This window comes from Dyella tabacisoli (assembly GCF_003350925.1).
In the GTDB taxonomy this organism is placed as follows: Bacteria; Pseudomonadota; Gammaproteobacteria; order Xanthomonadales; family Rhodanobacteraceae; genus Dyella_C; species Dyella_C tabacisoli.
Window position 1 is genome coordinate 81,250 of sequence record NZ_KZ857174.1, and the last position, 23,999, is coordinate 105,248.

Here is a 23,999-nt window from a genome sequence, read left to right on the forward strand (position 1 = left end):
GCATCAACAACACAGATCAATAACGGTAATGATCCGGCTTGTACGGGCCATCCACCGGCACGCCGATGTAAGCGGCCTGTTCCGGGGTGAGCTTGGTCAGTTTCACGCCGATCTGCTCCAGGTGCAGGCGGGCGACTTCTTCGTCGAGCTTTTTCGGCAAGCGATAAACGGTCTTTTCGTAGGTGTCTTTGTTCGCCCACAGGTCAAGCTGTGCCAGGGTCTGGTTGCTGAAGCTGTTGGACATCACGAAGCTCGGGTGGCCATGTGCGCAACCCAGGTTCACCAGGCGACCTTCGGCCAGCATGTAAATGCTGTTGCCGCTGGCGAAGGTGTAGCGGTCGACCTGCGGCTTGATGGTTTCGCGGGTGACGCCCTTGGCGGTGTTCAGGCGGTCGATCTGGATCTCGTTATCGAAGTGGCCGATGTTGCAGACCAGGGCATTGTTTTTCATCGCCGCCATGTGTTCGAGCGTGATGATGTCCTTGTTGCCGGTGGTGGTGACGTAGATGTCCGCCACGCCCAGGCTTTCTTCGATGGTGGTGACCTGGAAGCCTTCCATCGCGGCCTGCAGGGCGTTGATCGGGTCGATCTCGGTCACGATCACGCGAGCGCCGAAGCCCTTCAGCGAATGCGCGCAGCCCTTGCCCACATCGCCATAACCGCAGACCACGGCGACCTTGCCGGCCACCATCAAATCGGTGGCGCGCTTGATGCCGTCGGCCAGCGATTCGCGGCAGCCGTAGAGGTTGTCGAACTTGCTCTTGGTCACCGAGTCGTTGACGTTGATCGCCGGCACCAGTAGCTGGCCGGCTTCGGCGAGCTGATACAGGCGGTGCACGCCGGTGGTGGTCTCTTCGGAGACGCCGCGCCAATCGGCCGCGACCTTTTTCCAGAAGCCCGGACGCTCTTTCAACACGCGCTTGAGCAGATCCTTGATGACTTGCTCTTCGTGGTTGCCGCTGGCGGTGTTGACCCAGTCGCTGCCGTTTTCCAGCTCAAGGCCTTTGTGGATCAGCAAGGTGGCGTCGCCGCCGTCGTCGACGATCAGCTCCGGGCCCAGCTCGCCCGGATGGGTCAGCATGTCGAGCGTGCAATCCCAGTATTCCTCCAGGGTCTCGCCCTTCCAGGCGAACACCGGCAGGCCGCCGGCAGCCATGGCGGCAGCGACGTCGTCCTGGGTCGAGAAGATGTTGCACGAAGCCCAGCGCACCGAAGCACCCAGCTCACGCAGGGTTTCGGCAAGCACGGCGGTTTCCTTGGTGACATGCAGCGAGCCGGACAAGCGCACGCCCTTCAGCGGTTTTTCTTTGGCGTAGCGGGCGCGGATCTGCATCAGGCCCGGCATTTCTTCTTCGGCCATGCGGATGCGGCGACGGCCGAGTTCGGCCTGGGACATATCGCGGACGTTGAAGTCCTGGTTGGCGGAATCTTTGGTAACAGCGTTCATAGATAAGGCTCCGGAAGCTTGCGATGGGATATCGCATGGTTAACCGGGCGCCGTTACAAAGTCATTCCACCGAGCCTGGCCGTTCATAGCAACGGTCGCAGCGCCCCTCAGCGAAGACCGGGGAGTATACCGCCAGGCAGGCCCAGAGGCAGTAGGTAGCGGCTCACAAAGCGCCTGATGAGCATGACTGATGGCCTAGACCCTGCGCGCCCGCTGCGGGTAAGGTCGCAAATTCATTCGACGACGTGGCTCTTATGCACAAACCCATCAGGCGTTTCGCTCTTCTCGCTGTTCTCTTGGCCCTATCGCCGCTGGCGCTGATGGCGCAAACGGCGCCTGTCGGTGGCTACGAGCTGCCACCGGCCGCCTTGCAGGCCGTGGTCGATGCCCCGCGGCCGCCGCAGTTATCCATCAGCCCGCATCGCGACCTATTGGCGCTCACGCAGACGCCGGCGTTGCCGGGTATGGACGTGGTGGCGCAGCCGGAGCTGAAGCTGGCCGGCCTGCGCATCAATCCGCGCACCTATGCGCAGAGTCGGTTCGTGTTTGGCAGCGACTTATGGCTGCTGGATATCGCCAGCGGCAAAGAGATCCGTCTGCAAGGCTTGCCCAAGCCGCTCGCTGTGGCCAGTTCGCAATGGTCGCCGGATCAACGCTATCTGGCTTTCAATCAGGTCGACGCGAAGGCCGGCAGCAACGAGCTGTGGCTGGTCGATGTCGCCGCGCGCACAGCGCGCCGGCTTACGGCTTTGCCGCTGAACACCGTCGCCGGCACCGGCTATCGCTGGATGCCGGACAGTCAGCAACTATTGGTGCAGTTGCGGCCCGAAGGGCAGGGCGCGGTGCCGGTATCCGATGGCATTCCCACCGGCCCGAATGTGCAGGTGACTCAGGCCGGTGCCGGCGTCAAAGCCATTCGCACTTATCAGGATTTATTGAAGAACGACGACGATGCGCGCCGTTTCGAGCACTACATGCTGACCCAGGCCGCGTTGATCGACCTGCAAGGCAAGGTCGCCAACATCGGCGCGCCGTCACTCACACTGTCGCTGGCGCCATCGCCCGATGGGCATTACCTGTTGCGTCAGCGCATCGAGCGGCCGTTCTCGTATCTGGTGCCGGTCGATAGTTTTCCGCGTCGCATCGAAGTGCTCGACCTGCACGGCGAGCTGGTTAAACAAATAGCCGAGCTGCCGTTGATCGAAGGCCTGCCCACCGGCAACGATGCGGTAGCTACCGGCGTGCGTGAGATCGAGTGGCGCAACGATGCTACGGCCAGCCTGGTCTGGGCCGAGGCGCAAGACGGCGGCGACCCGGCCAGCAAGGCCGATATTCGCGATGTCGTGTTTATGCAGGCGGCGCCATTCAATCAGTCGCCCGTGACACTGGCCCGCTTAAGCATGCGTTACGTCGGCACCTATTGGGGCCATGGCGAGCTGGCGCTGCTGAGTGAGTCCTGGTGGAAGACGCGAAAAATCAAACAATGGCGAATCGCACCGGATCACCCGGAGCGCGCGCCGCAATTGATCCGCGAAGCATCGTCCGAAGACCGCTACAAAGATCCCGGCGAGCCGGTGATGGTGCATGACGAGCACGGGCAGGCGCACTTGCTGATCGCGGCGGATGGCGAAAGCATTTATCGCATCGGCGAAGGTGCTTCACCCGAGGGCGATCGACCATTTCTGCATAAAGTCAGCCTGCGCGACGGACAAACCACCGAGCTATTTCGCTCCCAAGCGCCGTATTACGAAGCGCCCAAGGCCATGCTCGACAAGGATGGTCAATCGGTATTGACCGCACGCGAGTCGCCTAGCGAGCCCACCAATTACTTTGTACGCAGTCTCGGCGCTCAACCCGCCGCGGCACCACGCGCGCTCACCCGCTTCGCCAACCCCACGCCGCAACTCAGCGGCGTGAACAAGCAGCAGATTCGCTACAAGCGCAAAGACGGTGTGGAGCTGACCGGCACGCTGTATCTACCGCCGCACTACGATGCCAAGCGCGACGGCCCGCTGCCGATGCTGATGTGGGCTTACCCGGCCGAGTTCAAATCGGCCGATGCCGCCGGCCAGGTCACCGACTCGCCGTATCGCTTCAACCGCATCAGTTATTGGGGGCCGCAGGCTTTCTTGGCCATGGGCTATGCGGTGCTGGATAACTTCTCGGTGCCGATCGTCGGCGAGGGCAATAAAGAGCCCAACGACAGCTATGTGCCGCAGCTAGTCGCCAGCGCCGAGGCAGCGGTGGACGAAGTGGTACGCCGTGGTGTCGCCGACCGCAACCGCATCGCGGTAGGCGGCCACTCCTACGGCGCCTTCATGACTGCCAACCTGCTTGCGCATACGCGCTTGTTCAAAGCCGGCATCGCACGCAGCGGCGCCTATAACCGCACGTTGACACCGTTCGGCTTTCAGGCCGAGGAGCGTAACTACTGGCAGGCCAAAGACGTCTATCAGTCCATGTCACCGTTCAACTATGCCGACCAGATCAAAGACGCCTTGCTGATGATTCACGGCGAGCAAGACAACAACTCCGGCACCTTCCCGATTCAAAGCGAGCGCATGTACGCCGCGGTCAAGGGCCTGGGCGGCACGGCGCGCCTGGTGCTGCTACCGAACGAGGCGCATGCCTATCGGGCACGCGAATCGGTGATGCAGATGTTGGCTGAAACTAACCGTTGGCTAGAGCGATATATCGGCCCAGGCAAAGTGGCAGGCAAGCACTAAACGCACCACCTCGTAGGTTGGGCTGAACGAAGTGATGCCAACGTTGCGCACCATTGAGATTCGCCCTGATACCCAACAGGCGCATGTTGAGATTCGCCGTGACACCCAACATGGCGTAGTCGAGATTCGCCGTGAACCCCAACGTTGCGCAACGTTGGGGTTCGCGTGCGCTCACCCCAACCTACGGGTTTTTAAAGTGGTTTGGATTTGGGTTTGACCCGCTCACGCTGCAATTGCATGTGCGCATGGTCCGATGCGCTTTGCGCCATATCGATCATATTGGCGATGGCGGCGAACACGCTGGAGAGATGGCTGAAATCCACCTCGGCGTTCGGCGTAAGCGAGTGGCATAGCTCGGTAGGTTGGGCTGAACGAAGTGATGCCCAACGTTGCGCACCATTGAGGCTCGCCCTGATACCCAACAGGCGCACGTTGAGATTCGCCGTGACACCCAACATGGCGTAGTCGAGATTCGCCGTGAACCCCAACGTTGCGCAACGTTGGGGTTCGCTTGCGCTCACCCCAACCTACCGGGTTTTTAAAGTGGTTTGGATTTGGGTTTGACCCGCTCACGCTGCAACTGCATGTGCGCATGGTCCGAGGCGCTTTGCGCCATATCGATCATATTGGCGATGGCAGCGAACACGCTGGAGAGGTGGTTGAAATCCACCTCGGCATGTGGCGTAAGCGAGTGGCACAACGCCAGAGAAATGGCGCGAGCGTGATCCAGCATTTCGTTCACATCGTCGTGCAGGCTCTCGGGCGTAGCGTTCGGATCGATCTGGTAGCTGTCGCTGAAGCGAGTGCGCTCAGTGGATGGTGTGGTTTCGGTTGCGGCCATCTTGAAGCTCCTTTTTAGATGGAGCCGCCACCCTGTCGAACACAGGGTGGCGGACGTGCCGGGGTGACAACCGAGTACAAAGGATCCCGGCCAGGCCTAAGCCTGCCCGACACGCCCGCCATAAGCCGGTGTGCCGCGCAAACAAAAAAGCGCCTGGAGGCGCTTTTTCTGCGCCTTTGTAGTCGGGTTGTCACGCCCGGTCGCCGATATGCGGCGACCCGAAGGAAACTACGCCGCGTGCAGATAAGCGTCAAGTCGAGAGCGACTTGTGGCAGTGCAGCAAAAGCCGGCGGCTTGGGGTAGTCTCTTCAGTTTCCACTCCCTGCGGACCGCATCGCCTCGATGAACCAGCTACGCAGCCCCGAGTTCGCCCTTTCCGAAGCCCCGCTACGCGATGACGTGCGCCGATTGGGCGCCATGGTCGGCGACATGCTGGCCGAGCAAGTCTCGCCAGACTTTCTTGCCGAAGTCGAACGTGTGCGCATTGCCGCCATCGCGCGCCGCCAGCATGCCGAGCAAACGCAGCCCTTGTCGCCGTCGCTGGCGAGTCTGTTGACCGAATTGACACCGACTCATGCCGAAGCGCTGGCGCGCGCTTTCGCCAGTTATTTCCAGGCGGTGAATATTGCCGAGCGGGTGCATCGCATTCGCCGCCGCCGCGACTATCAGCGTGAGGGCCGTGCGCCGCAGCCCGAATCATTGCTCGACGTGCTGACGCAATTGAAGGTGCAAGGGGTGCAGGCCGACGAGTTGCTCGATTGGCTTATGCGGCTGCAGGTCGAGCCGGTATTCACGGCCCACCCCACTGAGGCGGTGCGCCGCTCGTTGCTGGAAAAAGAGCAGGCCATCGTGCGCGCGCTGGTGGATAACTTCGACCCCACCCGCACGCCGCAAGAGCGCAAAGAAGACGACGACCGCATCTTTATGGCGCTCAACGCCACCTGGCAAACCGCCGAGGCGTCACCGGTGCGGCCCAGTGTGCAGGACGAACACCACCACGTCGGCTTTTACCTCGCCAACCCGATCTACCGCATCGTGCCGGCGCTGTACGAGTCGCTCGCCGATGCCTTGCAGCAGGTGTATGGCGTGGCCGTGCCATTGCCGCGCTTGCTGAGTTTCGCCACCTGGGTCGGCGGCGATATGGACGGCAACCCGAATGTCGGTGCCGACACCATCGCCGCCAGCCTCGCCACCCAGCGCACTCATGTGCTGGAGCATTACCAGGCCGATGTCGCCGGATTGGCGCGGCTGCTCAGCCAGACCGAAGGGCGTGTCGCGCTGGACACAAGCCTGGTCGAGCGCTTGGCCGACTATCGAGCCCGTTTCCCCGGCGCGGCGGCGCAAGTGCGGCCACGCCACGCCGACATGCCTTATCGCAGCCTGCTGACGATGATCGGCGCACGGCTGCAGGCCACCGACGACGATACGCATCTGGAAGGCTATACGTCCGCCGATGAATTGCTCGATGACCTGAAACTGATCGCAGCCAGCCTGATCGACCACCGTGGCTTGTATGCCGGCGCTTACGCGATACAGCGCTTGATCTGGCGCGTGCGCAGTTTTGGTTTTCATATGGCGCGGCTCGACGTGCGGCAGGATTCGCGCGTACACGACGAGGCGCTGGCGGCGCTGCTGAATGAGGCCGGCTGGCTTGAGCGCGATCCGGTGGCGCGCATCGAGCGGTTGCGGCCGTATGCCAGCGGCGAGCAATCGTTTGCGCCAAGCGCCGAGGCGAATGCCGTTGCGCTGCACGCCGTTTTCGCCACCTTGCATGATTCGCGTCATCGCTACGGTGCCGAAGCGGTGGGTCTGTACATCATCAGCATGGCGCGTTCGGCCGCCGATGTGCTGGCGGTGCTGGCATTGGCCAGATACGGCGGCCTGCTCGGGCAGACCGGTGTGCCGCTGGATATCGCCCCGCTATTTGAAACGGTCGATGATTTAAGCAATGCGCCGGCCACCTTGCGCGCCTTGTTCGACGACCCGGTTTATCGCCGCCATCTCGCGGCGCGCGGCAATCGCCAATGGGTCATGCTGGGTTATTCCGACAGCGGCAAAGACGGCGGCACGCTGGCGTCGCGCTGGGGTCTGCAACGCGCGCAAGTCGAGTTGCTGGCGGTGGCGGGCGAAGCCGATATTCGTTTGTCGTTTTTCCACGGCCGCGGCGGCTCGGCCAGCCGTGGTGGCGCGCGTATTACGCCGGCGCTGATGTCGTCGCCGCGTGGCTCGGTCGCCGGCGTATTGCGGGTGACCGAGCAAGGCGAAGTGATTCATCGCAAGTACGGTATTCGCGCGCTGGCGTTGCGCAATCTCGAACAGACCGTGGGCGCGGTGCTGCGCGCCAGCCTGCGGCCGCGCACGCCCGACCCGCGCGAGGACAGTTGGCGCGAGCGAATGAACGCCCTGGCGGCCAACAGTCGGCAGGCCTACCGTGCACTGGTCGAGCGTGAGGGGTTTATCGACTACTTTCGCGCGGCGACGCCGATCGATGTGATCGAGCGCATGACCCTGGGCTCACGCCCCTCGCGCCGACGCAGCATGCGCGGCGTAGAAGACCTGCGCGCGATTCCATGGGTATTCGCCTGGACCCAGTGCCGCTCGATCATCACTGGCTGGTACGGTTTGGGCGCGGCGCTGGAGCGCGGTGTGGCCGATTATGGCGAGGCGGCCTTGATCGAGATGGCTCGCGACTGGCCGTTCTTCGCCAATATGCTCGATGACGTCGAGATGGTGCTGGCCAAGTGCGATCTGGATATTGCCGAAGCCTTCTCTCGCCTGGCCGGGCCGTTGCACGAATCGTTCTTCAGCTTGATCCACGCCGAATTTGAACGCACCCGACACTGGTTGCTGCGCTTGAAAGGCGGTGACGAACTGCTGCACGACAACCGGCGACTCGCCGTGTCGATTCAACTGCGCAACCCCTACATCGACCCGATGAGCCTGCTGCAAGTGGATTTGTTGCGGCGTTGGCGCGCTAGCGGCGAGCAGGACGAGGCTTTGCTTGCTGCGCTGGTGGCTTGTGTGAATGGGGTGTCGCAGGGGTTGCAGAATACGGGTTGAACGCAGAACGCAGACCCCTCCCCAGCCCTCCCCTGTGAGTCCCGAAAAAGGGACTCCCTTCGGTCGCAAGGAGGGGGCTGACTGAGGCGAGCTTTTGGCTCTATGTAGGGGGTAAGGCGTTTAGCCGTCTAATTCAGCCCAGCGCGCAAAGACCTTGTCGTGCTCAGCTTGCAAGGCGGCAAGCGCCTCGTTGGCTTTGACGATCGCAGCGCTATCCTGCTGAAAAAACGCCGGGTCGTTCATGGCTTCGCTGCGCTTGGCGATATCAGCCTCAAGCTGCTCCAGCCGCGCCGGCAATTGCTCAAGCTCGCGTTGTTCCTTAAAGCTCAGCTTGCGCTTCGGTGCCGGTGCCGAATCTTGTCGCGTCAGGCCGGGCTTGGCTGCCGCCGCGGCCACCGCTTGTGCGGCGGCCGGACGTTGCCGCAGCCAGTCGCTATAACCGCCGATGTATTCGCCGACGCGGCCGTTGCCTTCCAGCACCAGGGTGCTGCTGACCACGTTGTCGAGAAATTCGCGATCGTGCGAGACCAGCAGCAAGGTGCCCTGGTATTCGGTAAGCAGTTCTTCCAGCAGCTCCAGCGTCTCGACGTCGAGATCGTTGGTCGGTTCATCCATCACCAACAGGTTGGATGGCTGGGCGAACAACTTAGCCAGCAGCAGGCGATTGCGCTCGCCGCCCGAGAGTCGGGTGATCGGCGCGCGTGCGCGCTCAGGCGAGAATAAAAAGTCTTGCAGGTAGCCGATGATGTGCTTGCGCTGACCGTTCAATTCGATGAATTCGCGGCCCTCGGCTACGTTGTCCAGCGCGTTGAGCTTGTCGTTGAGCTGCACGCGGTGCTGGTCGAAGTAGGCGATCTGGATACCGGTGCCGATGGTGGCTTCGCCGCGCTGCGGGGCCAGCTCGCCCAGCATGATCTTGAGCAAGGTGCTCTTGCCGGCGCCGTTCGGGCCGATGATGCCGACACGGTCGCCGCGCATCAGCGTGGTGGTGAGATCGTCGATCAGCACACGACCGCCGTAGGCCTGGTGCACGTGCTCCAGGTCGATCACCTTCTTGCCCGAGGCCTGCGCATTGGCCAAGGCCATCTTGACGTTGCCGACCAGATTACGCCGCTCGGCGCGCTCATTGCGCAGCGCCTTCAGTGCGCGCACGCGGCCTTCGTTGCGGGTGCGGCGCGCCTTGATGCCTTGGCGAATCCAGACCTCTTCTTGCGCCAGCTTTTTGTCGAACAACGCATTGGCCTGGGCCTCGGCGTGCAGACGCTCTTCGCGGCGGCGCAGGTAGTTGTCGTAATCGCCCGGCCAACTGGTTAGCTGACCACGATCGATCTCGACGATGCGAGTAGCCAAGGCGCGCAGAAAGCTGCGGTCATGGGTGATGAAGATGATGCTGCCGGCGAACTGCTTGAGAAAATTTTCCAGCCAGCCGATGGCTTCGATATCGAGATGGTTGGTCGGCTCGTCCAGCAACAGTACGTCGGGCTTGCGCACCAGCGCCTGCGCCAGCAGCACGCGGCGCTTCATGCCACCGGACAAGGCGGCGAAGTCGGTGTCGGCCGGCAGCTCCAGCTTGGTCAGCACTTCGGTGACGCGGCGGTCGAGATCCCAGCCGTGTTGCGCTTCGATCTGCGTCTGCACGTCGCCCAGCGCATCAAAGTCGCCTTCGGCCAACAGGTGGTGGTAACGCGCCAGCAAATGGCCGAGATCGCCAAGACCGTCGGACACCACGTCGAAGACCGTACCGGCGGTGTCCTGCGGCACCTCCTGCGCCATGCGTGCGACGACAACGCCGCTTTGCAGACGAATTTCACCGTCGTCGGCATGCAACTCGCCGGCGATCAGCTTCATCAGGGTGGATTTGCCTTCGCCGTTACGACCGACGATGCACACGCGCTCATTCGCTTCGACCGAAAGATCGACACTTTGGAGCAAGAGGGGGCCGCCGATGCTGAAATCGACGCGCTGGAGTTGGATAAGGGACATGGCGCTATTGTAGCCGTATACGCGTGGAAAGCCGGCTATCGCCGTCTCGCATGCCTGTCGGGACCATAAAAAACGGGCCGCACAAGGCGGCCCGTTTGTCTTACTGCTGTAGTAATGCTTACTTCAGCTTGGCATCGGCGCGCAGGGCGTCGGCCTTGTCGGTTTTTTCCCACGAGAACGCGGTGTAGGTCTTGCCGTCGGCACCCTTCACTTCGTACGGGGTACGGCCGAAGTGGCCGTAGCTGGCGGTCTGCTGGTACATCGGGTGGATCAGGTCGAGCATCTTGATGATGCCGTACGGACGCAGATCGAAATGCTTGCGGATCAGTTTTTCGATCTTGTCGTCGCTGATCTTGCCGGTGCCGAAGGTGGTCACCGAGATCGAGGTCGGCTCGGCCACGCCAATGGCGTAGCTGACCTGCACTTCGCAACGGTCGGCGATGCCGGCGGCGACGATGTTTTTCGCCACATAGCGCGCGGCATAAGCCGCCGAGCGATCGACCTTGGACGGATCTTTACCCGAGAACGCACCGCCACCGTGACGAGCCCAGCCGCCGTAGGTGTCGACGATGATCTTGCGGCCGGTCAGGCCGCAATCGCCCACCGGGCCACCGATGACGAACTTGCCGGTCGGGTTGATGTGGAACTTGGTGCCTTTGTGCAGCAGCTTGGACGGCAGTACCGGCTTCAAGATGTATTCGCGCACGGCTTCGATCAGGTCTTTCTGCTTGACGCTCGGGTCGTGCTGGGTCGACAGCACCACGGCGTCGATAGCGACGGCTACGTCGTTCTCGTAACGCAGGGTGACCTGGCTCTTGGCGTCCGGGCGCAGCCACGGCAGCGGCGAGTTTTTCTTCTTGCGGACCTTGGCCTGCTGCTCGACCAGGCGGTGCGAGTAGTAGATCGCCGCCGGCATGTAATCTTTGGTTTCGTTGGTGGCGTAGCCGAACATCAGGCCCTGGTCGCCAGCGCCCTGTTCTTCGGGCTTCTTGCGGTCCACGCCCTGGTTGATGTCGGGCGACTGCTTGCCGATCAGGTTCAGCACGCCGCAGGTCTCGCCATCAAAGCCGACGTCCGAAGAGTCGTAGCCGATGTCGATGATGACCTTGCGGGTCAGCGCTTCCAGGTCGATCCAGGCGCTGGTGGTGACTTCGCCAGCGACAATCGCCACACCGGTCTTCACCATGGTTTCGCAGGCAACGCGGGCGCGCGGGTCTTGCGCGATGATCGCGTCAAGCACGGCGTCAGAAATTTGGTCGGCAACTTTGTCCGGATGGCCTTCGGAGACCGACTCGGAGGTGAAGAGATGGCTGCTCATCGCGGCATATATCCTTCTCTACGGATAGAGAGATGAATGGAGGAAGTCGCGCATGATACACGCGGCGGGGACGGATTTCACCGGGAAGGGTAGCGCAAGAAAATGGCAGTGAGGGGGTGTTCAGCCGTCTAACTCGGTAGAACGCCCTCTCTGCGCAGGGACTGGCCCGCCTCAGTCAGCCCCTGCCCTGCGCGCAGGGCAGGGGCTGCAGCGCGCTAGTTCAGTCTTGCAAGGCCAACTCGCCACGCAGCGCCCGCGCGGCATTCACCATCGCCTCCAGCGCCGGGATCACCTCCGCCCAATGGCGGGTTTTCAGGCCGCAATCGGGGTTGACCCATAGTTGACGTGGATCGAGCACGACCAGGGCTTTGCGCAGCAGTTCGGTGATTTCCTCATGGCCGGGAATCCGTGGCGAATGGATGTCGTAAACGCCGGGGCCGATATCGCCGGGGTAGCGAAATTGCTCGAACGCGGTCAGCAGCTCCATCCGTGAGCGGCTGCTTTCGATCGAGATCACGTCCGCATCCAGGGCCGCCACGGCCTCCAGGATGTCGTTGAATTCGGCGTAGCACATGTGAGTGTGGATCTGCGTGGTATCGCGCACGCCACCGGCGGCAATACGGAAACATTGCACCGCCCATGCCAGGTAGCTCGCCTGCTGGGCCTGGCGTAGCGGCAGGCCTTCGCGTAACGCCGGTTCATCGATCTGGATAACTTGAATACCCGCGTGTTCCAGGTCATGTACCTCGTCGCGCAAGGCCAGGGCGAGCTGGCGGCAGACGGTTTCGCGCGGCAAGTCATCACGCACGAAGGACCATTGCAGCACGGTTACCGGCCCGGTCAGCATGCCTTTCACCGGTTTCTCGGTGAGCGATTGTGCGTAGGCCGACCAGCGCACCGTCATCGGCGCGGTGCGCGCTACATCGCCCCAGATCAGTGGCGGTTTGACGCAGCGCGAGCCGTAGCTTTGCACCCAGCCCTGGCGGGTGAAGGCGAAGCCTTCGAGTTGTTCGCCAAAGTACTCCACCATGTCATTGCGCTCGGGCTCGCCGTGTACCAGCACATCCAGGCCAATGGCTTCTTGATGGCGTAGCGCCTGGGCGATTTCCTCGGCCAGAAAGGTCTCGTAAGCGTCGTTGTTTAGACGGCCGGCTCGGTGTTCGGCGCGCGCGTGGCGCAAGGCATCGGTCTGCGGAAAAGAGCCGATGGTAGTAGTCGGCAACAGCGGTAGTGCCAATGCTTGCGCTTGTACGACGCGTCGATGGGTAAGCGCGGAACGCCGTTGCGCGGCCTGCGGACTGAGCGCGTTCAGTCGCGCGCGTACGTCGCTGCGTTGCACGCCGGGGGCCTTGGCGCGTGCGGCAAGCAGGGCGCTTTGGCCGCTTAGTGCGGCGCGTGCGGCTTCGTCGCCGGCCAGCGTTTGCGCGTACTGTTTCAGCTCTTCGAGCTTTTGCAGCGCGAAGGCCAGCCAGGCGCGTAATTCAGGTGCAAGAGTGGTTTCTTGTGCGGCATCGATCGGCACGTGCAGCAGCGAACACGAGGGCGCCAGCCACAGATGTTCGGTGCCGAGTTTCGCGATGGCTTTTTCCAGCAAGGGCAACACGCGGGTGGGCTGGCTGCGCCAGATGTTACGGCCGTCGATCACCCCGGCGCTGAGTACGCGTCCGGGCGGTAGCGCGGCCAACACGGCATCGAGCTGTTCGGGTGCGCGGGCGAGATCGATATGCAGGCCATCTACCGGCAATGAGGCGGCGAGCGCGAGGTTGTCATCCAGGGCGCCGAAATACGTAGCCAATAGCCGCCGCGGCGTGCGGCCACGCGCGAGTACGGCGTAAGCATGGGCATAGGCTTCGCGGCTGGCTGGGTCTAAGTCGAGTGCCAGACAGGGTTCATCGAGTTGCACCCAGGGCACGCCGGCGTCTGCCCATTGCTGCAGCAGTTGTGCGTAGGCCGGCAGCAGGGCATCGAGCAGGGCGAGCGGGTCGCTGCCATCGGTGGTCTTGGCCAGGCGCAGGAACGACACCGGCCCTAACAGCACCGGGCGCGCATCCAGCCCGAATGCCTGTGCTTCGCGCCATTCCGCCAGCGGTTTATCTCCGGTCAGTTGAAAGCGCTGGCCTGCGTGTAGCTCCGGTACCAGGTAGTGGTAGTTGGTATCGAACCATTTGGTCATCTCCAGTGCGTGCAAGCCGTGGCCGCCGCGTGCCATGGCGAAATAGCCGGCCAAAGGGTCGGCCTGGCGCAGGGCGCGGTAGCGCTCAGGCACGGCGTCGAACAGCACGGCGGTGTCGAGCACGTGGTCGTACAACGAAAAATCATTCACCGGCACGCTACAGGCGCCCGCTGTACGGGCCTGCTGCCAATGCCGCTGGCGCAGTTCGCGGGCGGTGGCGAGCAGGGCGGCGGCGTCGGTTTCGCCGCGCCAATAGGTTTCCAGCGCGCGCTTGAGTTCGCGGCGTCGGCCCATGCGCGGAAAGCCGAGATAGGTGATGTGTGGGTGGGTGGTGGTGTTGGCTTGCGATGACATGTCGTATTCCTCTTGCGGATCGATGGCAAAGAGGAACGAAGGGCGGCACGCAGCCGTTGCCGGACGCGTGAACCGATGACCTTCGCCCCCGCGGGCGAGCCGGTTTCACCACGGGCAAGGCACACCGACGCATCGCTGCGGTAGCGCGCCGGATTCCCCCGCGGGATTCCAGGTCGGTCGAGCCCGTGACCGCTTTCGCGGCCGGTACTCGGCTGGGGCAGGTCTTCGGGCTCATGGACCCGACGCCGCGAGGCGTCGCCTACTGTCCGTCGCTTCCCAGGCGCATCGCGCTCAGTGCCAATGACGGGGGTCGTTTCCACATACCGCTGCGGGGCAGCGCCGGATTCTCACCGGCTTCCCTTTTAATTTCATCTCTCTATTCGGATGGAGAGATGGAAACCTTCAGCAAGGGGGACGTTAGATGCATGGATGGCTGAAGTCAATGGAGGGGGTGTCGTGATCTGGCTCGCCTGCGGCGGGCTTTCGGCCACCTGCCGGTGGTCGAGTCACTTTTCTTTGCTTGCTCAAAGAAAAGTAACCAAAAGAAAGAGCACCCCGGTGAGTCGCCCTTCGGGTACGTGAGGGCCGGCCGGGCTTTTCGACAGGGCTTCCTGCCCTGGCGAAAAGGCATCGACATCCATGTCGATGCCCCTGCGGGCCTTGTCGTCCGACCCTCACCGACGCACAGGGGCCCCGAGGTCAAGAGCAACGTCAAAAGCAGAGCGCGCTGCGCTTTTGCCCCTCCCCCTGCGTGCAGGGGGAGGCTGGGAGGGGGTGCGTTCTTGCAGCAGCCTTCACTCTTCTCCCGGTGCGCAGGCAAGCCTGTCGCGCTAGGCCGCCAACTGCGCCCCATCTTCCAGCGCCGCAAAGTAATCCCGAGTCAGCCGTAGCTGGTCGCTGGCAGTTTCCGCACGATTGACCACGTGGCGGAAAGCCGCATTCTCGGCGCGATCTTTGGCGTACCAGCCCAGGTGCTTGCGGGCGATGCGCAGGCCTTGCAGCTCACCGTAGAACGCGTAGAGCTGTTCGAGATGATCGAGCAGAATCGTGGCGACTTCAGCTGGTGTGGGTTCGGGGAGTTGTTCGCCGGTGGCGAGGTAATGAGCAATTTCGCGAAAAATCCACGGCCGGCCTTGCGCGCCTCGGCCAATCATCACCGCATCTGCGCCGGTGACATGCAGTACGTGCTTGGCTTGCTGCGGTGTCAGCACATCGCCATTGGCCAGTACGGGAATGCGCACAGCCGCTTTCACGGCTGCGATGGTTTCGTATTCGGCCTCGCCTTCGTATTTGTCGGCGCGGGTACGGCCGTGTACGGCCAATGCGGCGATGCCGGAGTCTTCGGCGATCCGCGCGATGGTCAGGGCGTTTTTATGTTCGCGATCCCAACCCGTGCGAATTTTCAACGTGACGGGTATCGAGACGGCTTGCGCCACGGCGCTGAGAATGCGCGCTACCAGCGGCTCGTCTTGCAGCAAGGCTGAGCCGGACCACACGTTGCAAACTTTCTTGGCCGGGCAACCCATGTTGATGTCGATGATTTGCGCGCCGTGGTCGGCGTTGTAGCGCGCCGCATCGGCCAGCATGGCTGGGTCGTAGCCAGCGATCTGCACACTGACCGGCTCGGGTTCGCCCAGGTGATCCATGCGCTTGAGTGATTTGCGCGTCTGCCATAGACGCGGATCGGCGTTGGTCATCTCCGACACGGCCAAACCCGCGCCCAGCCGTTTGCACAGCAGGCGAAAAGGTTTGTCGGTGACGCCGGCCATCGGTGCAAGCACGACCGGCGGATCGATGCGGTAGGGGCCGATCAGCATTCGCGCATTGTAGCGGGTGTGGCGGTGCGGGCAGGCTCAGCGCATGCTTGAGCGGGTCGCCACGGCGTGAAAGTCTTTGGCTGCTGGCCGTGGCCGGGGCTCAGATCGGAAGAGGGGGTGGTCCTTGCTCCGAGGCCGGCTGGTGCTTGTGCTTGAACAGGAAGAAAAACAGCACCGCGACAATCAACGAGTACAGCGCAAAGGCGAGCCAGATGCCGTGCCAGTTCTTGCTGTGATCGATGGGGGAGGTGTAGAACTTTTCGATCACGATGCCGCTGATGGAACTGCCGAGTACGGCGCCGACCCCGTTGGTCATCATCATGAAAAGCCCTTGCGCGCTGGCGCGAATCTTCGGATCGCTCTGCGTCTCCACGAAAAGCGAGCCGGAGATATTGAAGAAGTCGAACGCCATGCCGTAGACGATGCACGACAGCACGATCATCCACAGGCCGCTGCCCGGATCGCCGTAGGCAAACAGCCCAAAGCGCAATGCCCAGGCCATCATGCTGGTGAACATCACTGTCTTGATGCCGAAATTCTTCAGAAAGAACGGAATCGCCAGGATGAACAACGTCTCGGAGATCTGCGAAATCGACATGATGATGGCGGGGTATTTCACCGGTATCAGGTCTTTGTAGGCATCGACCTTGGCGAAGTCATGCAGGAAGGTATCGCCGTAGGCATTGGTCAATTGCAGCGACGCGCCCAGCAGCATCGCGAAAATGAAAAAGACTGCCATCTTGCTGTTCTTGAACAGCGCAAACGAGGTAAACCCCAGAGTCTCGCCTAGCGAGTCGCTGCTCTTGCGCTCCATTTTGGGCGGGCACTTGGGCAAGGTGAAGGCGTACAGGCCAAGCAGCAGCGATGCGCCCGAAGCGACATAGAACTGCCCCGAGGTGGTTTCCAGATGCAGCAGGCTGACCACCCACAGGGCGGCGATAAAGCCGACCGTTCCCCACACGCGGATCGGCGGGTAAACCTTGATGATGTCTTTGCCGCTGCCCTTGAGCGCGTTGTAAGCGACCGTAATGGCCAGGGCGATGGTCGGCATGTAGCACGCCATGTTCAGCAGCATGACCCAGAACATGGTGTGCGGGTTGTCGACCATCGGCACCATGAACAGCACTGCGGCGCCGCCGATATGCAACATGCCGTAGAGCTTTTCCGCGTTGATCCAGCGGTCGGCGATCATGCCAAGAATGGACGGCATGCATAGCGAAGCCAGGCCCATGGTGGAGAAAATCGCGCCGAACTGAGAGCCCGACCAATGCTTGTTCTGAAACCAGTAGGCACCGATGGTGATGAGCCACGACCCCCAGATAAAGAACTGCAGGAAATTCATCAGTATCAGTCGAAATTTGATGCTCATGGACTCTACGTAGCGTAAGTGAGTGGGGGTCGTACCCAGGCGATCACGAGCACAGAGCATTTCCCGGCGACCAGGAAAACACTGCCAGCGGCGATCAAGTGACTCCCCCTCGGGATACCCGGTCTACTCAGGGCCAAGTGGCGTGAGCACAGTTGCGGGTACCAACGGCAAGACGCTGGCAGCGTAGATGAGCCGGCCTTGTTGCGGCAAGCTGCAATGCGGGGCGGGGTGACTTTGCCGCTGAAGTCTTAAGAGCCTGCCTAACATCTCCGAGCGGGCTACTCTGAGATGTTACGCAGGCTCTATGCTTCCTCGCCATCACTGCGGCTACGGGAGCTTTGCATGAGTTTGTTTCTGACCATTGCCATCGTGCACCTGATCGCCTTGCTCAGCCCCGGGCCGGATTTTTTCTTCGTTTCGCAGACGGCGGTAAGTCGCTCGCGCCGACAGGCCTTGTTCGGCGTGATGGGGATTACCCTTGGGGTCGTCGTGTGGTCGACGCTGGCCTTGCTTGGCCTGCAGTTGTTATTGCAGCGATTGTTGTGGCTGGAGCGCTTGATTGCCGTTGCCGGCGGCCTGTATCTGGCCTGGATGGGGGTAAAGATGTTGCGCGGCGCATGGCGCGTACCCAGCACGAGCGCGACCCCGCAACCGGTGTTGCAGCAGGGCGATCTGGCGACCTTGCGGGCCGGTTTGCTCACCAACCTGGCTAATCCGAAGGCGGTGATCTACTTCGGCAGCGTGTTCTCTGCCTTTATCGGCGATCAGGTCAGTACCGGCGTGCGCTGGGGGCTGTGGACCCTGGTCCTGGTGGAAACCTTTATCTGGTTCGCGCTGGTGGCGGCACTGTTTGCCCTGCCGGCGATGCGTCGCGGTTATCTGCGTTTGTCGCGCTGGATCGACGGTTTTGCCGGCACGGTATTTGTGCTGTTCGGCCTGCATCTGATCTTTACCCGTCGCGGAGCTTGATGCCCGCAAAGAGACCTATCAGTGCAGTGCGACCCAGCCCTGCCACGCCACATAAAACCCGATCAGCACGATCAATACACTTGATGCATATGGGGCACGTCGCACCCATTGGCCGAGCGACGGCCAGCGACGCATCGCCTGATTCATGCCCATCGCGGCGGCCACCCCGACCAGCACCATGGTCAAGGCCAGGCCGATACTGAACGAGATCACCAGGGTCGCGCCCAGCGAAATTCGCTTGAGCTGCAAACAAAGCAACAGCACGGTGATAGCCGCCGGGCAGGGGATCAAGCCGCCGGTGAGGCCGAACATGACGATTTGCGCCGTGCTGACGTTGCGGTCGGCAAAGCGGCGTTGAATGTCACGCGCATGCTCTCGCTCGTGAGCATCTTCATAGTCGGCCGGCTGAGAGGTCGGCTGGGTGAACACGAGGCCTTCGGTGGGTAACGGCGAAGACGCGGTAAAGGCATGTGCATAGCTGCGCACCGGGGAGGGCGCATGTGCATGATGATCGTGTGTATGACCGTGGTGATGCTCGCGTGCATGAGCCAGTTCGTGCTGATGCTCGCGCCAGGTACGGTGCAAGATCCACAGCGCGATGCACACGATCAAAACGCCCGAGGCGAGCTGAAAGTACGGCTCGCTGGCATTCATATCGAAACGCGAGCCCAGGTACAGGCCGAGCAGCGCAACCAGCCATACGATCAACGTGTGTGAAAATGCGGCGGACAGACCAAGCAGTGCGGCCTGTGTGGCAGTGCCCCGGATCGCGATGATGAAGGCCGCCATCATGGTCTTCGAATGCCCCGGCTCCAGCCCATGCAGGGCGCCGAGCAGGATCGCGGTGGGGATGAACAGCCATAGATGGCTGCTGCCTTGGCTCAAGAGTTGAACAAGATCGGGCAACATGCGTTTCACCACCTGGGCATATACTGCCCCCTAGTATACGGATTCGAGCAGCTATGGGCCATACCGTTGCAAATAAGAGCAAGTTGATCGCCCGCGTGCGGCGCATCAAGGGCCAAGTGGATGCGCTGGAGCGCGGCCTGTCCGAAGAGCGCGGCTGCGCCGAAACCTTGCAGCAGATCGCCGCCGTGCGTGGTGCGATCAATGGCTTGATGGGCGAGGTACTGGAGGGGCATTTACGCACCCATGTCGCCGACCCCAACGCCGATGCCGAGCATCAGCAGGAAATGGAAGATGTGCTTAAGGTGCTGCGGTCTTATATCAAGTGACCGCAGTCACCACGATGCGAGCGCTCGCGTAATGCTTTGACGAAACCGCGCTACTCGTTTTGGCGTTACTCGTTCGCTTTGGTAAAGAGAGAGCATCTGCATTTTGCACTGTGCGGCACAGGTGCCGAGAATCGCAGTCTTGAGGATTCTTCTCACCGGTCGCCGCATGATCCAGCGATCGACCCACGACGGCGAACCTAGCGTGGTCACCACCAGCACCCGGCGTAGCCCGGTTAGGCGCGGTGTGATCGCGCCCAGGTCTTGCGCGTGGTCGTAGGCAATGCCGGGTGCCCATACCCGATCGAACCAGCCTTTGAGCATGGCCGGAAAGCCGAACCACCACGTTGGAAAAACCAGCACGATGGCTTCGGCATCGCGTAGGCGTTCGATTTCCGCGGCTACCCCGGCACCTGCATAGGCCGCGGTGTAGTAGCTCGAGCGCTCGCTGGCGCTCAACGCCGGGGCGAAGGCGTTTTTATAAAGATCTTCAATCTCGACCTCGTGGCCACTCGCTTTGAGCGAGTCATGGACGTGACTGGCAAGCGAAGCGGCAAGGCTGTCGGGCAGCGGGTGAGCCATGACCAGCAAGCACTTCAAGATGATTTCCTAGGATTCCGCTTTTGGCAGTTGCGGAGGTGCCGTTAACGGCACCGGGGCGAGTTGCGGCATCAGGCTTTTGCGACGAATCAAGAACCAAACCGCACCTAGTGGGAATGAGACGGCCAAGATCCATGGGCTGTAGGGGGCAGCGAACGCCGAGGCAGAGAACAGTTGGAAATTAACGATATGGAAATCGAAATCGCCGGTGGTCCAGTTGAGCTTAACCATAACGACGCCGATCAAGGTGAAGATCGCCCATAGCCATTTGCGTTTGACCATCGGTGTGCGCAGACACGTGATGAACGCGTAAAGGCAAAACAACGGTATGACGCAGACAAGCGCGGCAAAGATCCAATGCAATGCCCCTTTGCCTTGGAAGGTAAAAGCATTTGATTGCTCGAGTGATTGCGTCATTCGATCCAGGTTGATGCTATCGACCATGAGTTTGCCGTCGACCTTTATCAGCATGACGTAGACGATGGCCCAGCTGTCCTCGAATTCGTATTCATAGACCAGGCCGTAACGTTGATCGGACGAACTCTTCGTAGTCGTACTTACGATGGCATGAAAACCGGAGTGGGCTCCTACTACTTTGATTGATTTTGGCTTGCCGCTTGGAAAGTAAGCCTGGATTTCGCGAAGCTTCGTCGCAATCTCGGGAGTCTGTCGCTTCGGATCCAGCTTTGCCATCACGTTATCGATTTGCCCGGCGCGTAGTTCTGCAATCACATCCTGTGCATATTCGGATTCAGGGTGCGGCGTGACCTTGTCGATCAAAGCTTGCTGACTACAGGAGGTTGTGCAGAAACTGGCGAGCACAAGCAGTGCAAATGCAATGAGCTTCATACAATTTCCTCAGATTGGCTTAGGGCAGCAATTTGCCGGGATTGAGAATGCCATCGGGATCGAAAGCCGCTTTGACATTGCGCATCAGCCCCAGTGTTTCAGGCGACAGCGCCAGTGGCATGAACTCGCGTTTGATTAGGCCGATGCCGTGCTCGCCGGACAGGGTGCCGTCGAGCGATATCACCAGCGCGAAGACTTCGGCCAGGCAAGCGTGGGCACGTTCGCGTTCGGCGTCGTCGCGCGGCAGCAGATTGACGTGCAGGTTGCCGTTGCCGGCATGGCCAAAGGTCACGATCAACACGTCGTGTTTGGCGGAGAGTCGCTTGATGCCGTCGACCAGCTCGGGCAAGTGGCTAACCGGTACCACGACGTCTTCGTTGATCTTGTTCGGCGAAATCGTTCGCTGTGCCGGCGACAGTGCCTTGCGCGCCGACCACAAAGCCTGGGTTTCTTCGGCGGTCTGGGCAACCTTTAACTCTTCAAGGCCATCGCCCTGCGCTGCGCGTGATACCGCTTCGGCGGCGCCGGCCAGGGTATCCGGTTCGCCGTCCACTTCGATCATCAGCATGGCGCCGGCAAGCGGTACGCCTTCACCACCGTAGTCGCGGGCCAGTTTCAGCGCCACATCGTCGATGAACTCCAGCGCGCAAGGCGTCACCGGCTGCGCCATGATCCGCGCCACCGCACGCGCCGCGGCGCCGACATCGCGATAAGTAGCGCGCAGCGTGCGTATGCCCGAGGGCTTGGGGGTCAGTTTCAGGGTGGCTTCGGTGATTAGCGCCAAGGTGCCTTCGGAGCCGATCAGCAGCCGGGTCAGGTCGTAACCAGTGGAGCCCTTGCTGGTATAGGTGCCGCAGCGAAAACCGGCACCGGTGCCAGCCACGGCGCGCAGGCCTAGTGTGTTCTCGCGCGGGCTGCCGTATTTCACCGTGCGCGGGCCGGCCGAGTTACAGGCCAGATTGCCGCCGATGCTGCACCAGGGCGAAGAGGTGGGGTCGGGCGGCCAAAAGAAACCGAGAGGTTTCAATGCCTGTTGCAGGTCGCCATTCAATACGCCGGGCTCGACGATGGCCAGGCGATTGTCGGGGTCGATGCGCAAGATCCGGTTCATCCGCTCGAAACTCACCACTACGCCGCCATCGACGGGTACGGTGGCGCCGGTGGTGTTGGTGCCGCGTCCGCGTGCGATCACCGGGATGCGATGAGCGCGGCAGGCTTGTACCAGGGCCTCGACTTGCGCGTGTTCGGTAGGGAATACCACCGCATCGGGCATGGCATGGCGGCGCGAGTTGTCGTAGGCGTAAGCGAGCCGCTCGGCCTCATCGAATGAGCAGGCGTCGGCCGCGAAGGTCTGGCGGAGAAGGTTGAGCAGGGCCGGGGGGAGCGTCATGCGCTTAAGTCTAGCTCCGAAGCTGCGAGTGAGGTGCCCGCAGCTTCGGAAACGCTTCTTAGATCGCCAGCGTGGCTATCTCCACTTTCGGCAGCAAGCGGGCGGTGAAGTACTTGTCCTGGTAATAACGGATTTTCTCGCACATCACCGGAAAGGCGATGCCTTCATACAGGAAAACTTCTTTCTCATGCCCCATCGCTTTCAGCTCCTGTGGCAGCATCAAGGCGCGCCGCTCTTCGGACTGGCTGCGGGAGACATCGCCCCGGCCACCGCCACCGCGCGTGATGTTTTCCTTGCGCACCGTGGTGTAACCCAGCATGTCGGAGTAATCGTTCGCGTCTTGCTGCTCGCGCGGCGCGTAGACGATTTGCAGCGCGTGATTGGTCATCAAGGTGCGTGAGACGTCTTTGCCGTAGGTGGCGTCGAGCTGGGCCATGCTCTGGATGATCGGCAACAAGCGAATGTTGTAGCCGGCCATGTACGAAACTGCCGTGGCGATAATTTCCACCTTGCCGATTGAGGTGAACTCGTCCATCAACAGCAGGCATTGGTACTTCAATGCCGGGTTGTTCTGCGGCAGTTCCTTGGTATTGAGATTGATTAGCTGGCTGAAGAAAAGATTCACGATCAAACGGCTTTCGGCCAGCTTGTTCGGCTGAATGCCGATATAGATGGTCATCTTTTTGCGGCGGACATCGGTCAGCAAGAAATCGTCTTCGCTGGTGGCGGCGTCCAGCACCGGATTGATCCAGGCATTGAGCGGCTCTTTGAAGGTGCCGAGAATCGAGGCGAAAGTTTCGTTCGCCTGCGACAGCAGATTGGCGAAAGCGGAATGCGCATTGCCGCTGAGGAAAGCTTGCTGAGCCAGCCACTGATAGAGCGTTCTCAATTCTGAGCCGTCGCCGGAAGACAGCCGATAGACGGCGCCGAGGGTGGGCCTGATTCTGAGTTTCTGCGGTATGTCGTTCTTCTCGTCCTCCTCCCATTTCTCAAACAGATACAGCGTGAAGGCCATAAACGCATTGCGCGCCTGGCTGACCCAGAATTTCTGATCGTCAGAACCATCGGGATAAAGCATCGCCGCAATGCTCATCAAGTCCGAAACGCGGAAGGCCGGATCTTTCGACACATAGCTGAGCGGATTCCAGCGATGGCTGCGGCGATCTTCGGCAAAGGGATTGAACAGGTAGACCTCCTGGCCCTGGCTGGCGCGCCAGCCGCTGGTCAGTTCGAAGTTCTCCTGCTTGATATCCAGGACCACCGTCGATTCCTGGTATTCGAGCAAGTTCGGAATAACCACACCGACACCTTTGCCCGAACGCGTCGGCGCAGCCAGGATGACGAACTGCTGGCCGCTGAGTCGAACCAGGTCGCCCTTGAATTTTCCGACCAGGATGCCGTTGTCCGACGGCTTGAACATGCCGTGCTTGCTCAAGTCATGCGCCCTGGCAAAGCGAGCATCGCCGTGCATCGACTGCTTTTTCTTTCTGGCCAGGAAATACAGCGCGATCAGCCAGAGCAGGACCGGCAAGCCAAACCCTATATAGCCCGCCAACTTGATGTGACTGAGATAGGGTTGCACCTGCGGCAAATTCAGCGCACGCAGATAACTCCAATAGGTATCCCATTGGAGCTGACCGGAACCCAGCTTAAGAAAAAGAAGTATCAGAAGACCGGAAAAATATTCCCCTGCAACCAGGGCGACCAAGATCAGTCCGGCCGCCCAATACCATTTAGCCTTGCTCATGAAATTCTACCCTGGTGCCGGTTTCCCCTTGCGGGGACGTTTATTCTGGAAAAGCTTGGGGGGTCGTTAAAACCTATCTTGGCCTTTGCAGGGCAAAATAGATCACCGCATTGCGCTGCCTGCG

General features: G+C 61.3%; 17 protein-coding genes and 2 riboswitches. Of the genes, 4 read left to right on the forward strand and 13 right to left on the reverse strand.

Annotated elements, in window-relative coordinates; all coding sequences use genetic code 11:
- Nucleotides 1-16 precede the first annotated feature (16 nt).
- The gene (ahcY, locus tag DVJ77_RS04515) at nucleotides 17-1,447 is read right to left on the reverse strand and encodes an adenosylhomocysteinase (protein WP_114844299.1); all 1,431 of its coding nucleotides are present in this window, start codon (nucleotides 1,445-1,447) and stop codon (nucleotides 17-19) included.
- 38 nt (nucleotides 1,448-1,485) lie between these two features.
- Nucleotides 1,486-1,562: riboswitch (S-adenosyl-L-homocysteine riboswitch) on the reverse strand.
- 139 nt (nucleotides 1,563-1,701) lie between these two features.
- On the opposite strand from ahcY, the gene DVJ77_RS04520 reads away from it, so the two are divergent.
- Entirely contained in the window at nucleotides 1,702-4,173 is a 2,472-nt protein-coding gene (locus DVJ77_RS04520; RefSeq protein WP_114844300.1) for a S9 family peptidase, read from the forward strand.
- A 191-nt stretch (nucleotides 4,174-4,364) separates the two neighbouring features.
- Here DVJ77_RS04520 and DVJ77_RS04525 read toward each other — a convergent pair whose 3' ends face one another.
- Both DVJ77_RS04525 and DVJ77_RS04530 read right to left on the reverse strand, forming a co-directional pair.
- Complete coding sequence (locus tag DVJ77_RS04525; RefSeq protein ID WP_162791365.1) at nucleotides 4,365-4,694, reverse strand: hypothetical protein; 330 nt, start codon at nucleotides 4,692-4,694, stop codon at nucleotides 4,365-4,367.
- Nucleotides 4,695-4,711: 17 nt separating this feature from the next.
- On the reverse strand, nucleotides 4,712-5,014 hold the full coding sequence (locus DVJ77_RS04530; protein ID WP_114844302.1) for a hypothetical protein: 303 nt from the start codon (nucleotides 5,012-5,014) through the stop codon (nucleotides 4,712-4,714).
- A gap of 342 nt (nucleotides 5,015-5,356) precedes the next feature.
- Here DVJ77_RS04530 and ppc point away from each other — a divergent pair, with 342 nt between their 5' ends.
- Nucleotides 5,357-8,074, forward strand: a complete 2,718-nt coding sequence (gene ppc / locus DVJ77_RS04535) for a phosphoenolpyruvate carboxylase (RefSeq protein ID WP_114844303.1) — start codon at nucleotides 5,357-5,359, stop codon at nucleotides 8,072-8,074.
- 120 nt (nucleotides 8,075-8,194) lie between these two features.
- On the opposite strand, the gene DVJ77_RS04540 is transcribed toward ppc, so the two are convergent.
- The 5 genes from DVJ77_RS04540 to DVJ77_RS04560 all read right to left on the reverse strand — a co-directional run bounded on the left by DVJ77_RS04540 (nucleotide 8,195) and on the right by DVJ77_RS04560 (nucleotide 17,088).
- On the reverse strand, nucleotides 8,195-10,057 hold the full coding sequence (locus DVJ77_RS04540) for an ATP-binding cassette domain-containing protein (protein WP_114844304.1): 1,863 nt from the start codon (nucleotides 10,055-10,057) through the stop codon (nucleotides 8,195-8,197).
- Between the two features lie 118 nt (nucleotides 10,058-10,175).
- Entirely contained in the window at nucleotides 10,176-11,375 is a 1,200-nt protein-coding gene (metK, locus tag DVJ77_RS04545; protein WP_114844305.1) for a methionine adenosyltransferase, read from the reverse strand.
- Between the two features lie 220 nt (nucleotides 11,376-11,595).
- Nucleotides 11,596-13,902 (reverse strand): 5-methyltetrahydropteroyltriglutamate--homocysteine S-methyltransferase, encoded by a 2,307-nt coding sequence (gene metE / locus DVJ77_RS04550; protein WP_114844306.1) that lies wholly within the window; start codon nucleotides 13,900-13,902, stop codon nucleotides 11,596-11,598.
- A 199-nt stretch (nucleotides 13,903-14,101) separates the two neighbouring features.
- A riboswitch (cobalamin riboswitch) is annotated at nucleotides 14,102-14,322 on the reverse strand.
- Between the two features lie 410 nt (nucleotides 14,323-14,732).
- Entirely contained in the window at nucleotides 14,733-15,719 is a 987-nt protein-coding gene (gene dusB / locus DVJ77_RS04555; protein ID WP_114844307.1) for a tRNA dihydrouridine synthase DusB, read from the reverse strand.
- 100 nt (nucleotides 15,720-15,819) lie between these two features.
- Nucleotides 15,820-17,088 carry a nucleoside permease gene (locus DVJ77_RS04560; RefSeq protein WP_114844308.1) on the reverse strand — a complete coding sequence of 423 codons (1,269 nt, stop codon included), beginning with the start codon at nucleotides 17,086-17,088 and terminating at the stop codon, nucleotides 15,820-15,822.
- A gap of 342 nt (nucleotides 17,089-17,430) precedes the next feature.
- On the opposite strand from DVJ77_RS04560, the gene rhtC reads away from it, so the two are divergent.
- Nucleotides 17,431-18,057, forward strand: coding sequence for a threonine export protein RhtC (gene rhtC / locus DVJ77_RS04565; protein WP_114844309.1), 627 nt, complete (start codon nucleotides 17,431-17,433; stop codon nucleotides 18,055-18,057).
- Between the two features lie 18 nt (nucleotides 18,058-18,075).
- Here the strand turns inward: rhtC and DVJ77_RS04570 are convergent, their stop codons facing one another.
- Nucleotides 18,076-18,966, reverse strand: a complete 891-nt coding sequence (locus DVJ77_RS04570) for a nickel/cobalt efflux transporter (protein WP_162791366.1) — start codon at nucleotides 18,964-18,966, stop codon at nucleotides 18,076-18,078.
- Nucleotides 18,967-19,019: 53 nt separating this feature from the next.
- On the opposite strand from DVJ77_RS04570, the gene DVJ77_RS04575 reads away from it, so the two are divergent.
- Nucleotides 19,020-19,292: a metal/formaldehyde-sensitive transcriptional repressor gene (locus tag DVJ77_RS04575; protein ID WP_114844310.1), complete on the forward strand. Its 273-nt coding sequence runs from the start codon at nucleotides 19,020-19,022 to the stop codon at nucleotides 19,290-19,292.
- A 6-nt stretch (nucleotides 19,293-19,298) separates the two neighbouring features.
- Here DVJ77_RS04575 and DVJ77_RS04580 read toward each other — a convergent pair whose 3' ends face one another.
- From DVJ77_RS04580 to DVJ77_RS04595, 4 genes are read right to left on the reverse strand one after another with little or no spacing between them, the layout of a single operon-like run.
- On the reverse strand, nucleotides 19,299-19,889 hold the full coding sequence (locus DVJ77_RS04580; protein ID WP_114844311.1) for an NAD(P)H-dependent oxidoreductase: 591 nt from the start codon (nucleotides 19,887-19,889) through the stop codon (nucleotides 19,299-19,301).
- 9 nt (nucleotides 19,890-19,898) lie between these two features.
- Nucleotides 19,899-20,738, reverse strand: coding sequence for a hypothetical protein (locus tag DVJ77_RS04585; protein WP_114844312.1), 840 nt, complete (start codon nucleotides 20,736-20,738; stop codon nucleotides 19,899-19,901).
- A gap of 19 nt (nucleotides 20,739-20,757) precedes the next feature.
- Nucleotides 20,758-22,128, reverse strand: a complete 1,371-nt coding sequence (locus tag DVJ77_RS04590; RefSeq protein WP_114844313.1) for an FAD-binding oxidoreductase — start codon at nucleotides 22,126-22,128, stop codon at nucleotides 20,758-20,760.
- Nucleotides 22,129-22,186: 58 nt separating this feature from the next.
- Nucleotides 22,187-23,875 carry a type IV secretory system conjugative DNA transfer family protein gene (locus DVJ77_RS04595; protein WP_114844314.1) on the reverse strand — a complete coding sequence of 563 codons (1,689 nt, stop codon included), beginning with the start codon at nucleotides 23,873-23,875 and terminating at the stop codon, nucleotides 22,187-22,189.
- Nucleotides 23,876-23,999: the final 124 nt, after the last annotated feature.

Excerpts from the sequence above, each read along its gene's own strand:
- ahcY (WP_114844299.1), bottom strand. The coding sequence starts at position 1,447 with ATGAACGCTGTTACCAAAGATTCCGCCAACCAGGACTTCAACGTCCGC.
- metK (WP_114844305.1), bottom strand. The coding sequence starts at position 11,375 with ATGAGCAGCCATCTCTTCACCTCCGAGTCGGTCTCCGAAGGCCATCCG.
- rhtC (WP_114844309.1), top strand. The coding sequence starts at position 17,431 with ATGAGTTTGTTTCTGACCATTGCCATCGTGCACCTGATCGCCTTGCTC.
- DVJ77_RS04560 (WP_114844308.1), bottom strand. The coding sequence starts at position 17,088 with ATGAGCATCAAATTTCGACTGATACTGATGAATTTCCTGCAGTTCTTT.
- DVJ77_RS04595 (WP_114844314.1), bottom strand. The coding sequence starts at position 23,875 with ATGAGCAAGGCTAAATGGTATTGGGCGGCCGGACTGATCTTGGTCGCC.
- ppc (WP_114844303.1), top strand. The coding sequence starts at position 5,357 with ATGAACCAGCTACGCAGCCCCGAGTTCGCCCTTTCCGAAGCCCCGCTA.
- DVJ77_RS04575 (WP_114844310.1), top strand. The coding sequence starts at position 19,020 with ATGGGCCATACCGTTGCAAATAAGAGCAAGTTGATCGCCCGCGTGCGG.
- DVJ77_RS04520 (WP_114844300.1), top strand. The coding sequence starts at position 1,702 with ATGCACAAACCCATCAGGCGTTTCGCTCTTCTCGCTGTTCTCTTGGCC.
- dusB (WP_114844307.1), bottom strand. The coding sequence starts at position 15,719 with ATGCTGATCGGCCCCTACCGCATCGATCCGCCGGTCGTGCTTGCACCG.
- DVJ77_RS04585 (WP_114844312.1), bottom strand. The coding sequence starts at position 20,738 with ATGAAGCTCATTGCATTTGCACTGCTTGTGCTCGCCAGTTTCTGCACA.
- DVJ77_RS04540 (WP_114844304.1), bottom strand. The coding sequence starts at position 10,057 with ATGTCCCTTATCCAACTCCAGCGCGTCGATTTCAGCATCGGCGGCCCC.
- DVJ77_RS04530 (WP_114844302.1), bottom strand. The coding sequence starts at position 5,014 with ATGGCCGCAACCGAAACCACACCATCCACTGAGCGCACTCGCTTCAGC.
- DVJ77_RS04570 (WP_162791366.1), bottom strand. The coding sequence starts at position 18,966 with ATGTTGCCCGATCTTGTTCAACTCTTGAGCCAAGGCAGCAGCCATCTA.
- DVJ77_RS04590 (WP_114844313.1), bottom strand. The coding sequence starts at position 22,128 with ATGACGCTCCCCCCGGCCCTGCTCAACCTTCTCCGCCAGACCTTCGCG.
- metE (WP_114844306.1), bottom strand. The coding sequence starts at position 13,902 with ATGTCATCGCAAGCCAACACCACCACCCACCCACACATCACCTATCTC.